The organism is Pedobacter sp. (assembly GCF_040513095.1).
Taxonomy (GTDB): domain Bacteria; phylum Bacteroidota; class Bacteroidia; order Sphingobacteriales; family Sphingobacteriaceae; genus Pedobacter.
Genome location: NZ_JBEVDX010000121.1, coordinates 59,492 through 71,732, shown reverse-complemented (window position 1 = coordinate 71,732; position 12,241 = coordinate 59,492). Strand labels below are relative to the sequence as shown.

At 43.4% G+C, this 12,241-nt stretch carries 13 protein-coding genes; 4 read left to right on the top strand and 9 right to left on the bottom strand.

Features of this window, described 5'->3' with window-relative positions; all coding sequences use genetic code 11:
* Positions 1-68: 68 nt before the first annotated feature.
* The 5 genes from polA to trmB all read right to left on the bottom strand — a co-directional run bounded on the left by polA (position 69) and on the right by trmB (position 5,255).
* Positions 69-2,882 carry a DNA polymerase I gene (polA, locus tag ABWY16_RS14145; RefSeq protein WP_353905295.1) on the bottom strand — a complete coding sequence of 938 codons (2,814 nt, stop codon included), beginning with the start codon at positions 2,880-2,882 and terminating at the stop codon, positions 69-71.
* Between the two features lie 92 nt (positions 2,883-2,974).
* Positions 2,975-3,670 carry a CPBP family glutamic-type intramembrane protease gene (locus ABWY16_RS14140; protein WP_353905294.1) on the bottom strand — a complete coding sequence of 232 codons (696 nt, stop codon included), beginning with the start codon at positions 3,668-3,670 and terminating at the stop codon, positions 2,975-2,977.
* A gap of 2 nt (positions 3,671-3,672) precedes the next feature.
* Positions 3,673-4,236, bottom strand: a complete 564-nt coding sequence (locus tag ABWY16_RS14135) for a DNA-3-methyladenine glycosylase I (protein ID WP_353905293.1) — start codon at positions 4,234-4,236, stop codon at positions 3,673-3,675.
* A gap of 42 nt (positions 4,237-4,278) precedes the next feature.
* Positions 4,279-4,605: an MGMT family protein gene (locus ABWY16_RS14130; protein WP_353905292.1), complete on the bottom strand. Its 327-nt coding sequence runs from the start codon at positions 4,603-4,605 to the stop codon at positions 4,279-4,281.
* Complete coding sequence (gene trmB / locus ABWY16_RS14125; protein ID WP_353905291.1) at positions 4,605-5,255, bottom strand: tRNA (guanosine(46)-N7)-methyltransferase TrmB; 651 nt, start codon at positions 5,253-5,255, stop codon at positions 4,605-4,607. The genes ABWY16_RS14130 and trmB overlap by 1 nt, the downstream gene beginning before the upstream one ends.
* A 145-nt stretch (positions 5,256-5,400) precedes the next feature.
* On the opposite strand from trmB, the gene fcl reads away from it, so the two are divergent.
* Together fcl and ABWY16_RS14115 are read left to right on the top strand one after the other, a co-directional pair.
* Complete coding sequence (gene fcl, locus ABWY16_RS14120; RefSeq protein ID WP_353905290.1) at positions 5,401-6,330, top strand: GDP-L-fucose synthase; 930 nt, start codon at positions 5,401-5,403, stop codon at positions 6,328-6,330.
* 61 nt (positions 6,331-6,391) lie between these two features.
* Positions 6,392-7,324, top strand: a complete 933-nt coding sequence (locus ABWY16_RS14115; protein ID WP_353905289.1) for a hydrogen peroxide-inducible genes activator — start codon at positions 6,392-6,394, stop codon at positions 7,322-7,324.
* Positions 7,325-7,365: 41 nt separating this feature from the next.
* Here the strand turns inward: ABWY16_RS14115 and ABWY16_RS14110 are convergent, their stop codons facing one another.
* The 3 genes from ABWY16_RS14110 to ABWY16_RS14100 form a co-directional block, all read right to left on the bottom strand.
* The gene (locus ABWY16_RS14110) at positions 7,366-7,977 is read right to left on the bottom strand and encodes a superoxide dismutase (protein WP_353905288.1); all 612 of its coding nucleotides are present in this window, start codon (positions 7,975-7,977) and stop codon (positions 7,366-7,368) included.
* An 81-nt stretch (positions 7,978-8,058) separates the two neighbouring features.
* Entirely contained in the window at positions 8,059-8,532 is a 474-nt protein-coding gene (locus tag ABWY16_RS14105) for a nucleoside deaminase (protein ID WP_353905287.1), read from the bottom strand.
* A complete protein-coding gene (locus ABWY16_RS14100) occupies positions 8,533-8,868 on the bottom strand; it encodes a tRNA-binding protein (protein ID WP_353905286.1) in 336 nt (111 codons plus the stop codon). It lies immediately after the preceding gene.
* An 89-nt stretch (positions 8,869-8,957) separates the two neighbouring features.
* Between ABWY16_RS14100 and ABWY16_RS14095 the strand changes: the two genes are divergently transcribed.
* Positions 8,958-10,145 (top strand): class I SAM-dependent rRNA methyltransferase, encoded by a 1,188-nt coding sequence (locus ABWY16_RS14095; RefSeq protein ID WP_353905285.1) that lies wholly within the window; start codon positions 8,958-8,960, stop codon positions 10,143-10,145.
* A 92-nt stretch (positions 10,146-10,237) separates the two neighbouring features.
* Positions 10,238-11,149, top strand: coding sequence for a bestrophin family protein (locus ABWY16_RS14090; protein ID WP_353905284.1), 912 nt, complete (start codon positions 10,238-10,240; stop codon positions 11,147-11,149).
* A gap of 1 nt (position 11,150) precedes the next feature.
* On the opposite strand, the gene ABWY16_RS14085 is transcribed toward ABWY16_RS14090, so the two are convergent.
* Complete coding sequence (locus ABWY16_RS14085; protein ID WP_353905283.1) at positions 11,151-12,206, bottom strand: nucleoid-associated protein; 1,056 nt, start codon at positions 12,204-12,206, stop codon at positions 11,151-11,153.
* Between the last annotated feature and the right edge of the window lie 35 nt (positions 12,207-12,241).

The window sequence follows — 12,241 nt, the reverse complement described above, 5'->3', positions numbered from 1 at the left end:
CTTTGTCATTTTTTAAAGTTTAACCTGTAGCATGGTGGTCATAAATAATTCATAACCTATCCGGGCTACTAATGCGCCGCTAACCAGGTTTCGCCCTCTCCTATTTCGATTTCAATCGGTACGGTTGTTGGAATAGCTGTTTTCATCCGGTGACTGATAATGGCTTTCATAGCATCTACTTCTGACTTCAGGACGTCGAACACAAGCTCATCATGTACCTGCATCGTCATCTTGGATTGCAGTTGCTGATCTTTGATATCCTTGTGGATATTGATCATGGCGATCTTGATCATGTCTGCGGCAGAACCCTGAATCGGCGCGTTGATAGCATTTCGCTCTGCAAATCCACGTACTGTCTGGTTGGCCGAGTTGATATCCCTCAGGTACCTTCTTCTACCCATTATTGTTTCTACAAATCCGTGTTCACGGGCGAAGTTCATTGTATCCGTCATGTATCTTTTGATACCCGGGTATTGAGCAAAGTATTGTTCTATCATTTCTGCGGCTTCTTTTCTTGGAATGCCCAGGTTCTGCGATAAACCGAAGGCGGATTGTCCGTAGATGATACCAAAGTTTACGGCTTTTGCATTTCTCCGCTGGGTAGAGGTTACTTCTTCAATGGTTACGCCATACACTTTTGCCGCTGTGGCAGTGTGGATGTCTATCCCGTTGTTAAAGGCGAAGAGCATGTTCTCTTCCTTGCTGATATCTGCAATGATCCTCAATTCGATCTGTGAATAATCCGCTGACAGCAGGATATGGTTTTCATCCCTTGGGATAAAAGCTTTACGTACTTCCCTGCCGCGTTCTGTACGGATAGGGATATTCTGGAGGTTTGGATTGTTTGAACTTAACCTGCCAGTAGCTGCTACAGCCTGGTTATAACTGGTGTGCACACGACCAGTTTTGGGGTTAACCAATAATGGAAGGGCATCTACGTAGGTAGATTTCAGCTTTTGCAGCTGGCGGAAATCCAGAATATCCTTTACGATATCACTTTTATGCGCCAGGGCAGACAATACGTCTTCACCGGTCTGGTACTGGCCTGTTTTTGTTTTCTTCGCCTTTGGATCAAGTTGTAACTTATCAAATAATACCTCTCCCAGTTGTTTGGGTGAGGCCAGGTTGAAAACTACGCCTGCCTTATCATAAACGTTTTGTTCGAAGCGGCGGATATCAACCTCAAGTTCAGCAGAATAACTGATCAGGGTAGGCATATCGATTCTTACACCTTCTTTCTCCATATCTGCCAGTACATAAACCAGCGGATTTTCGATGTTGATGAGGAGTTCTTCGGCGTTGAGTTCTTTTAGGATGGGTTTAAATACATTGGCCAGCTGCAGGGTTACGTCGGCATCCTCTGCTGCGTAATCTACCACAGTTTCAACGGGAACATCTCTCATTGTACCCTGGTTTTTGCCTTTGGGGCCGATCAGGGAAGTGATAGATATTGGCGTATAACCCAGGTAATTTTCTGAAAGCACGTCCATATTGTGACGGGTATCAGGATCAATCAGGTAATGTGCAAGCATGGTATCAAACAACCTGCCTTTGATATCTATATTATACCATTTGAGCACCAGGATATCATATTTGATATTCTGGCCTGTTTTGGCGATATTTTCATTTTCGAGTACCGGCCTGAATTCGTCTACTATAGCCTGGGCCCCCTGCTGATCTGCAGGAACCGGGATATACCAGCCTTTTCCGGCTTCTATACAAAAAGATAAACCCACAAGTTCTGCTGTATTGGCATCTGTACCTGTGGTTTCTGTATCAAATGATATGTCTTCCTGCTGCAACAGCAGGCTGATCAGTTCCTTTCGTTTTTCGGGGGTGTCGATCAACTGGTAATCAGGATTGGTATCTGCTATAGTACGGCCTACAGGTGGTTGTTCAAATAAATTGGGCAGCTGTTCGAAGGTTTTGGTTTTGGCCTGCGGCTCATTTGCCGGATTACCGAAGAGATCGGTCTGCTGTGAACCCGCAGCTTTGGCATCGCCAATATTAAATCCGTCGCCAAATACCCTGCGGCCCAGGGTCCTGAATTCAAGTTCTGCAAATAACGGCTCCAGCAGTTCTCTGCTGGGTTCATCAAGCACTAAGGAAGCCTCATCGAAGTCGACCGGCACATCCAGTATGATAGTAGCCAGTTTCTTTGAGATCAGCCCCTGCTCAGCAAACGCTTCAACATTCTCGCGCTGCTTGCCTTTAAGCTCATGGGAATTCGCAATGATATTCTCCATAGAACCGTATTGTTTGATCAGCAGCTTTGCCGTTTTCTCTCCAATACCAGGGATGCCGGGTATATTATCCACTGCATCCCCCCAAAGGCCCAGAATATCGATTACCTGAAGTACGTTTTCTATCTCCCATTTGGCCAGTACTTCTGGTACGCCAATGATTTCCATATCATTCCCCATACGGGCAGGCTTATAAATGAAGATATTATCTGAGACCAGCTGCGCAAAATCTTTGTCGGGCGTCATGCAGAAAACGGTAAAACCTTCTCTTTCAGCTTCTTTAGCCAGTGTACCTATAATATCATCGGCTTCAAAACCATCCTTGGTGATCACAGGAATATTAAATCCCTCTATCAGTTTAAATATGTAGGGAAGTGCCGAAGCCAGATCTTCGGGCATGGCCTGGCGATGCGCTTTATAGGCCACAAAATCGGTATGCCTCTCTGTAGGGGCATCTGTATCAAAAACTACAGCGATATGACTCGGTTTTTCCTTTCTCAGGACTTCCATTAAGGTATTCGCAAAACCCATTACTGCCGAGGTATTGATACCGGTAGAAGTAAATCTGGGGGTTTTACTTAATGCAAAATGCGCCCTGTAGATCAACGCCATACCATCAAGCAGGAAAAGTTTTTTCATTTGATTATATATTGAATTTATACTTCAGACTGCCATGGCAGTTCTGTCAAAGTTAACACCTGCAATTTATGAAACCTAATCAGGAAGCACGTTTACTGCTGGAGGAAAAGTACAATAACGAAGAATAGATTGTAAAGTGAATGCAGGATGATCGAATATTTTAAACCGTAAATCATCCTTGTAAAACCCAGCATCAGCCCGATTGACAGTTGTGGCAAAGTATAAAGCAAGCCAAGAGGCAGCAGGGCTATGCCCTTTTCAAAGTTCGCCAAATGCAGCAGCGCGAAACAGACGGCAGTCAGGTGAAAATGCCAGGGGAATACACGTTTCCAGAATCTGAACTTCCTGGTGACGCTGCCCGCAAGGGTAAAGCGGTAAGTGATGAACAGGATCCCGAATATGAGTGGACTGATCAGTAATGCCCAGTAAGTTTTTACAATGGCACTGAGCAGTGCACCAAAAATCAGTGATACAAACAGCAGCATCCCTGAAAAGCGTTTCAGCTGCGCCCTGAAGATCAACTCTTCGAGGATTGGTGCCAGCAGTACTGCTCCCATAAAAAAATGGAACCATGAAACATCATTGTAGTCCAGAATGGTTGGCCCGGGATCAGGGATCAGCTTCTGGTGGATCAGCATCTGCGAAAAAGACCCTGCCAGATAACCCACCAACAGGCAGACGATCGTGAGCTTCGCCATGGTGAGAAGAGGTTCTTTCTGCTTGCCCGGGTCCGAATTTATCCAGGGCCATTTGGTGTACCAAAGAAACATGACGAATGTTTTGATCATCGCTACTTTGCTATACAACCCTCAATATGATCATTTACCATGCCGGTTGCCTGCATATAGGCGTAACAGATGGTTGTTCCGAAAAACTTAAACCCTCTTTTCTTCATATCCTTACTGATCGCATCAGATATTTCAGTTCTTGCCGGCAGATCTGCCATAGTCCTAACCTTGTTGCCAAGTGGCTCTTTGCCTGGCATAAATCCCCAGATATAATCGGCAAAGGAGCCGAATTCTTTCTGGATCCCGATAAAGAGCTTAGCATTGCTGATAGCAGAATTGATCTTCAGCCTGTTTCTGATGATCTTCTGATCGTTCATAAGCCGCCCCACATCATCCGCATTAAATGCAGCTACCTTCTTTACATCAAAACCGGCAAAAGCCTGTCTGTATCCCTCACGCCTGCGGAGAATGGTAATCCAGCTTAATCCCGCCTGGGCACCTTCAAGAATCAGAAATTCAAATAAAATATGGTCATCCCGAACGGGTTTGCCCCATTCTTCGTCATGATACTTTATATACAGCGGATCGTTTCCGCACCAGCTGCATCTCCTGATCTCAGTTCCCATAATGATTAAAGATTAATCCTGATTTTCTCACTTTACTGATGGTTACAGTTCCTCTGCAGGATCCCAGAAATATGTTTTAAAGTTTTTGACCTGGCCATCCTCCACTTCTACACCTTCATTCTGCAGCAGTTGTTCCATCAGTTCTGGCGGAGAGAAATGGAAACGCCCTGTGAGCAGTCCTTTGGCATTCACTACACGGTGTGCAGGCACCGGAGGATGCATCCCATGTGCGTTGTTCATCGCATATCCCACCATTCTCGAAGATTTCGCTGCGCCAAGGCTCCTGGCAATGGCCACGTATGAAGTTACCCTTCCTTTTGGGATGAGTTTAACGATTTCATAAACCTGGTCATAAAACGACTGCTCCATTATTCAAAAGAGAATTGTATATAATTGATATTCTTGTCCTGCTTTAAATAGATACGTTCATAGTGTGTCTTGATCTTCAGCACATCATCATAAAATTCCGACTGGTACAACTCGCCGGTGCTTTTATGACAAATCAGTTTTTCCTGTTCCACCACCTCAGCCGTATAGGCGTACAGTCCGTCGTTATCTGTTTTGAGATTAATTTTCCCTCCGGGCTTTAAGAAGTTTTTGTATTTATTCAGGAAAGCGGGAAAGGTAAGGCGTTTCTTTTCCCTGCTGTCCTGCGGCTGGGGATCAGGAAAGGTGATCCATATTTCATCCACCTCATCTTTTCCAAAATACTCCACAATATCTTCGATCTGGATCCTGAGGAAAGCGAGGTTACTGATGTTCTCATCAACGCCGGTTCTGGCACCTCTCCAGATCCGGTTACCTTTTAAATCTATGCCTATAAAGTTTTTTTCAGGAAAAAACTTAGCCATATTCACTGCGTATTCTCCTTTACCACAAGCCAGCTCGAGTACGACCGGATTGTTATTTTTAAAATGGGCTGACGCCCATCTGCCCTTCAAATCTTTTCCTTCTTCCATCTGATAAACATTATGAAAGGTATCTATTTCGGCAAATTTCCTTAACTTATCTTTACCCACTGTTGTTTTTTATGCAAAACTACGATTAAATCTTCTCTTACTTATACAGGTTTCTAACTCAAAAACGTTGAAGGCTGTATAATGTAACAGATAAAAATAATTATATTTACGACATAATCTGTAGACACCTTTAAAAAAAAACACCTTGGAAAAAAGCGCAAAAATTTACATCGCAGGACACCGCGGTATGGTAGGATCAGCCATATACCGCAAATTAGTTAAAGAAGGGTATTCAAACATCATCACCAGAACTTCCGCTGAACTGGATTTGCGGGACCAGCAGGCTGTAACGGCCTTTTTTGAGCTCGAAAAACCTGACTATGTTTTCTTAGCCGCAGCAAAAGTAGGAGGTATCGTTGCCAACAATACTTACAGGGCAGATTTTCTTTATGAAAACCTGGCTATTCAGAACAACGTAATTCATCAGGCCTACAAAAACGACGTTAAAAAGTTAATGTTCCTGGGTTCCAGCTGTATCTATCCTAAATTAGCACCACAGCCTTTAAAAGAGGATTATCTTTTAACCGGCCTGCTTGAAGAAACCAATGAGCCTTATGCAATCGCTAAAATCGCTGGAATTAAAATGTGCGATGCTTACCGTGCCCAGTACGGTTCTAATTATATTTCCGTAATGCCTACCAACCTTTACGGGTACAATGACAATTACCATCCTCAGAACTCACACGTTCTTCCGGCACTGATCCGCAAGTTCCATGAGGCAAAAGTAAATTCATCACCTGAAGTAGTTGTATGGGGATCGGGATCGCCAATGCGGGAGTTCCTGTTTGCAGACGATCTTGCAGATGCCTGTTACTTCCTCATGGAAAGCTATAATGAGCCTAACCTGATCAATATTGGTACCGGTGTAGATCTGACCATTAAAGATCTTGCCCTGCTGATTAAAAAGGTAGTAGGTTATGAAGGCGAACTTAATTTTGACAGCACTAAACCGGACGGTACTCCACGCAAACTGATGGATGTATCAAAACTGCACGGACTGGGATGGAAACACCAGATCGATCTGGAAGAAGGTATCCAGCTGGCATACGATGATTTCCTGGCCAAATACGTTTAAATAACACATAAGTCAATAGCTAAAGTTTATATCTTTGCAAAAGAGAATAAATTTTAGCTATATGACTTTAGTTCAACTGGAATATATCGTAGCTGTAGACACCTACAGAAGCTTTGTCGGCGCCGCTGATAAATGTTTTGTGACACAGCCTACCTTAAGCATGCAGATCCAAAAGCTTGAAGAGATGTTGAATGTGAAAATATTTGACAGAAGCAAGCAGCCCGTAATCCCCACCGAAATTGGTTCTCAAATCATTGAGCAGGCCCGGCGGGTCCTTCAGGAGAGCCAGAAGATCAAAGAGATCATCAGCAGCCAGCAGCAGGATATCGTTGGCGAACTCAAAGTTGGGATTATCCCCACCGTTGCCCCCTACCTTTTACCACAAGTGATTGCTTGTATGATGGAGAAGTACCCCGATCTCAAACTGCTGATCTGGGAGTATACCACCGAAGATATCATCCACCACCTCAAAACCGGTGTGCTGGACTGCGGTATTCTGGCTACGCCCCTGGCAGACAACTCGATCACTGAAATCCCGCTGTACTATGAAACCTTCGTTACCTATATCAGCAAAAACAGTAAACTTTTCAGGAAAAAGAACATTGATGCCAACGATCTCGAAGATGAAAATATCTGGCTTTTAAATGAAGGGCACTGCATGCGCTCACAGGTACTGAACATCTGCAGAAGCACAAAAGACAACCGCCTTCAGGGTTTAACGTATAATACAGGGAGTGTAGAAACACTGATCCGCATGGTAGATATGAATAATGGTGCTACTTTATTGCCTGAACTGGCTCTGGTAGACCTCACGCCAAAACAATTGAGCAAGGTACGTAATTTCAAGTCTCCCGAACCGGTACGTGAGATTAGCCTGGCAACACATAAAAACTATATCAAGAAAAGGATGCTGACGGCATTTAAGGAAGAGATCCTGGCAGTAATACCGAAGGCCATGAAGCAGAAGAAAAAGAAAGATGTGGTAGGAATATAGAAAAGAAAAAAGGTGATACTGTGTATCACCTTTTTTTAAAATTACCCTTGTGCTTTTTTGAAGCGCTCAGCAACTGCATCCCAGTTTACAACATTCCAGAATGCTGCAATATAATCAGGACGTTTATTTTGATATTTTAAATAGTAAGCATGTTCCCAAACATCCATACCCAAAATTGGCGTGCCTTTAACTTCAGCAACATCCATTAATGGATTATCCTGGTTAGGCGTAGAAGAAACTACTAATTTATGGTCAGCACCAACGCTTAACCAAGCCCAACCCGAACCGAAACGTGTAGTACCTGCTTCAGCAAATTTAGTTTTGAAATCAGCAAAAGAACCAAAAGCAGCTTTGATCGCTTCAGCCAGTTCACCTGTTGGCTCACCACCTTTACCGTGACCTAAAACTTCCCAGAACAATGAGTGATTGTAGTGACCGCCGCCATTATTTCTTACTGCTGCCGGGAATTTTGAGATGTTTTTAACGATATCCTCTATACTGTGAGTAGCTTCAGGTTTACCTTCTAAAGCTTTGTTCAGGTTGGTAACGTAAGCCTGGTGATGTTTGTCATGGTGAATTTCCATGGTTGTTTTATCGATATGCGGTTCTAGTGCATCTGTTGCGTAAGGTAACGCAGGTAATTCAAAAGCCATATTATTATATTTTTAAGTTTAAAATTTATTCTTCAACAAAGATAACACTCGGGGGATAGTTTTGTTCAATAGTTTGTCAAATTAACCCCTTTTGGTTTCAAAAAACCGTGTCATCAGCTGCCCGCACTCTGCGGCCATTACCCCGCCCTTCAATAAAGTTTTGGGATGGAGTAAGTTATTCCCTTTACTCGTAAAGCCCCGTTTTGGTTCGGTTGCACCATATACCACCCGGCCGATCTGCGTCCAGTAGGCGGCACCTGCACACATCACACATGGTTCTACAGTAACGTACAGTGTACATTCTTTCAGGTATTTTCCCCCGAGTGTCTGACTCGCGGCGGTAAAGGCCTGCATTTCTGCATGGGCTGTTACATCGTTCAGCTGCTCTGTAAGGTTATGCCCGCGCCCAACGATCCTGTTTTTGCAGACGATCACAGCACCGATCGGAATTTCTTCACTTTCAAAAGCCTTCTGTGCTTCCTGCAATGCCAGAAGCATATAGTGCTCATCTTCTTGCACCTGATCCTTTACGTCCGAAAAATTATAGTAAGTCATTTACATCATTTTACTGCCGTTTGGTACTTTGCCATTCAGCGTGGTCAGTATAATATCTCCGTTTTCATCCGCGAAGCCGGTTACCAGGAACTCAGACATAAATTTGCCGATCTGCTTTTTCGGAAAATTGGTTACCCCAACAATTTGCTGCCCGACAAGCTCCTCTTTCGTATACAGGGCAGTAATCTGCGCACTGCTCATTCTTACACCGTATTCGCCAAAATCCACTTTTACTTTATAGGCAGGCTTTCTTGCTTCAGGAAAATCCAGTACTTCAAGTATGGTGCCTGCGCGTAACTCTACTTTTTCAAAATCGCCCCAGCTGATTGTTTCCATATTTTGACATTCTCAATTTTGATAAAATTACAAATCTTAGTCATATAAAATGCGTTTTCCAGCCTATTGCTTTTTACTACCTTTGCAGAATGATTGATGTAATACTAAAAAAGGGCAAGGAAAAAGCCGCTATACAAAGACACCCATGGATATTTTCGGGAGCAATAGATAAAGTTAAAGGGGCTCCCCTGAATGGCGAAGTTGTAAAAGTTTTTGCGGCTGACAAATCTTTCCTGGCCTATGGGTATTATAACAATGAATCCAGGGTTGCTGTGAGGATGATGGAATGGGATGAAGAGAAGGTTATCGACAAAAATTGGTACCAGAGTAAACTTGTACAGTCTATCGCTGCCAGGGCGCATGTGCTGCAAAATGAAGACACCAATACCTGCCGGCTGGTCTTCAGCGAATCTGATTATCTTCCAGGGCTGATTGTGGACAAATACGCCGATTTTCTTTCCTTACAGATCCTTAGTGCAGGTATAGAAAATGTCAAAGCAGATATCATTGATATCCTGAGAACGGAACTGAACCCCGCAGGGATATTTGATAAAAGTGATGCTACAGCACGTACCCATGAAAACCTGGAGCTTTCACAGGGACTGCTTTGGGGAGAAACACCTCCGGAATTTATCGAGGTGAAAGAGAATGGCGTAAGGTACCATATCAATATTGCAGATGGACAAAAATCGGGCTTCTACTGCGATCAGCGTGATAACAGGGAAATCCTTGCTGCCTATACCAGGGACAGGAAGGTGCTCGACTGCTTTTGCTACAGCGGAGGATTTACATTAAACAGTTTGAAGAACGGTGCAACACATGTAACCAGTGTGGACAGCTCAGCCCTGGCAATAGAAACCCTCAAACACAACCTGGAACTGAACGGCTTCACAGAAGAGCAGCAAATCAGCATACAATCGGATGTGAACAAGCAGTTGCGCGCATTCAAGGAAGAAGACAAGAAGTTCGATGTGATCATCCTTGACCCGCCAAAATATGCACCTTCGAGATCTGCGTTGGACAGGGCTGCCCGGGCATACAAGGATCTGAACCGCTTAGGGATGCTCCTGCTTAACCCTGGTGGAATTATGGCAACTTACTCCTGCTCCGGAGCTGTAGACATGGAAACATTCAAACAGATCATTGCCTGGGCTGCACTTGATGCAGGTAAGGAAGTACAGATAATCAAACAGTTCCATCAGCCGGAAGATCATCCTGTAAGGATTTCATTTCCCGAAGGTGAATATCTGAAGGGACTGCTGATCAGGGTACTGTAGCGCGCTAAAACGTTCGGGAATACGCAAAAACAAACAATTCAGGTATTTATTTGTAGGATATATTGTAAATTACGTCACCGAAATACTAATAGATGCTCATTGTTCAAAACATAAGACTTAGCCGTATCCTCAGAAATACATGGCAGATTGATATCATTATGATCATTTCCTGCACAGGAGCTTTCCTGGCAAGAGAGTTTTTAATCAAACATCATTTTGAGCTGCCTACCATTATCCCTACTGTTTTAGGTACTGCTATCGCCTTCTTTATTGGTTTTAACAATAACCAGTCGTACGACAGATGGTGGGAAGCCCGGAAAATCTGGGGTGCGCTGGTCAATGACTCCCGTTCATGGGCAAGATGTGTGGTTTCCTACATTCCTTCATCCGGTATGGATGAACAGCATTACAAAGTGTTAAAGGATAGCCTGGTACGCCGCCAGATTGCTTTCTTGTATGCTTTAAAGGCAAACCTCAGGAGCGCAGTGGATGAAAACTATCACAAATACCTGAGTGAAAAAGATTTGCAGGAGATCAGCTCCCATACCAATATTCCCAATGCGATCCTTACGCTTCAGTCGAATGACCTGCAGGTGCTGAGCGAAAAAGGCTCCATAGATGGTTTTCGTTTCATGGAGATGAACCAGCTGCTGGTAAAATTCACGGATGAAATGGGCATGTCTGAACGTATCAAAAATACCATATTCCCAACCACCTATAACTATTTCACAAAGGTGTTCATCTGGTTATTTGTGGTTTCACTGACTTTAGTAATCAGCCAGTATGCAGGCCTCTGGTCCATTTTCCTGGGCTGGCTGGTAGGATTTGTATATGTATCCACCCAAATCAACGGAATGAGCCTTGTAGACCCCTTTGAGAACAACTCATCGGCAATACCGCTGAACCAGATTACCCGGACCATAGAGATCAACCTGCTGCAGATGATCGGTGAGGTGGATATTCCGAAACCGGTGAAGCCGATCCACAAAGAATATATCCTTTAGCTTATTCTTCTTCTTTAAAATATACCTTATAGTAGTTCATCGATTTATCATCATCAAAACCTTTTTCGATCAGTTCCTTATTGCCGTGAATGTAGATATGGAAGTTTTTATCCAGCTTTAGCACGCTTTTAAACACCCTGGCCTGCTTTTTAACCGCAGCTCCGGAGATATCAAAAGTATCGGCAATCTCGGTATCAAACTCCTCCTCGTAGGATTTTTTGAAGTTCCTGAATGACTCAATACCTTCTTTATTACCAATTACCTCATTGGAAAATTCATCCAGGTCAAAGCTTTCCTTCTCTTTGAAATACTTCATGGATTTATTCAGCAGGTCAATTTTATCAGCTTTGCTGATATCATATTCCTGGTCCAGTTTTTCTGTCACAAAATTCTTGTATACCCCCATTACATTGCTGGTCTGGTTGTAATTATCGTTTCTCACTTTTAATTTAAGAAACTCATCTTTCCAGTATACGGCCTCCGCACTGCGGTTGGTCTGATCGATTACGGCCACCTTATACCCTTCTTCATTTTCTGTATTGAAAATCAGGCAGCCCTTATCCAGTTTATTGATATTGATGGCTTCTTCTTCATAGCTCAGTGTAAAACCTGCCTGTTCCGGATAAACCTTCAGATAGGTTTCTTTGGTTTCGGATTTAAAGATGCCAATTGCATCATGCAGTTCGCCTTCGATCTGTACATTTTCAAAATATGCCACATATAATTCTCCGGCCTTTATTTTGGGATGAGTAGAGATATCGTAGAGGTATTTGGCCAGCTGGATACTGTTTTCGTGAAACTTGCCCCCGTCTTCAAACACCTGTTTGATGAAATGATAAACCTCATTTAGTTTCAGGTTGTCATTGGGATGCGTAAAACGGAAAATCTCATTTACTCTTTCATAAGGGCTGAGGAAATACTGGATCAGCAGGTTTTTCAGCAGCTCGTCCTGGATATGCATGGAAGCTTCAGATAAAACATAGAATTCATCCTGTGCTTTATTGCCTATTCTATGGATAGAAAGCTCTGCCAGGGAGGCTTCAAAAAAAGTGATCATATTCGCTGTGCTTTTAAGATTTGTAAAGGGCTCAA

What these genes read in the sequence shown, in the direction of transcription:
- polA (WP_353905295.1), bottom strand. Translation starts at nt 2,882, where the DNA reads ATGAAAAAACTTTTCCTGCTTGATGGTATGGCGTTGATCTACAGGGCG.
- ABWY16_RS14140 (WP_353905294.1), bottom strand. Translation starts at nt 3,670, where the DNA reads ATGATCAAAACATTCGTCATGTTTCTTTGGTACACCAAATGGCCCTGG.
- ABWY16_RS14135 (WP_353905293.1), bottom strand. Translation starts at nt 4,236, where the DNA reads ATGGGAACTGAGATCAGGAGATGCAGCTGGTGCGGAAACGATCCGCTG.
- ABWY16_RS14130 (WP_353905292.1), bottom strand. Translation starts at nt 4,605, where the DNA reads ATGGAGCAGTCGTTTTATGACCAGGTTTATGAAATCGTTAAACTCATC.
- ABWY16_RS14115 (WP_353905289.1), top strand. Translation starts at nt 6,392, where the DNA reads ATGACTTTAGTTCAACTGGAATATATCGTAGCTGTAGACACCTACAGA.
- ABWY16_RS14110 (WP_353905288.1), bottom strand. Translation starts at nt 7,977, where the DNA reads ATGGCTTTTGAATTACCTGCGTTACCTTACGCAACAGATGCACTAGAA.
- ABWY16_RS14105 (WP_353905287.1), bottom strand. Translation starts at nt 8,532, where the DNA reads ATGACTTACTATAATTTTTCGGACGTAAAGGATCAGGTGCAAGAAGAT.
- ABWY16_RS14100 (WP_353905286.1), bottom strand. Translation starts at nt 8,868, where the DNA reads ATGGAAACAATCAGCTGGGGCGATTTTGAAAAAGTAGAGTTACGCGCA.
- ABWY16_RS14095 (WP_353905285.1), top strand. Translation starts at nt 8,958, where the DNA reads ATGATTGATGTAATACTAAAAAAGGGCAAGGAAAAAGCCGCTATACAA.
- ABWY16_RS14090 (WP_353905284.1), top strand. Translation starts at nt 10,238, where the DNA reads ATGCTCATTGTTCAAAACATAAGACTTAGCCGTATCCTCAGAAATACA.
- ABWY16_RS14085 (WP_353905283.1), bottom strand. Translation starts at nt 12,206, where the DNA reads ATGATCACTTTTTTTGAAGCCTCCCTGGCAGAGCTTTCTATCCATAGA.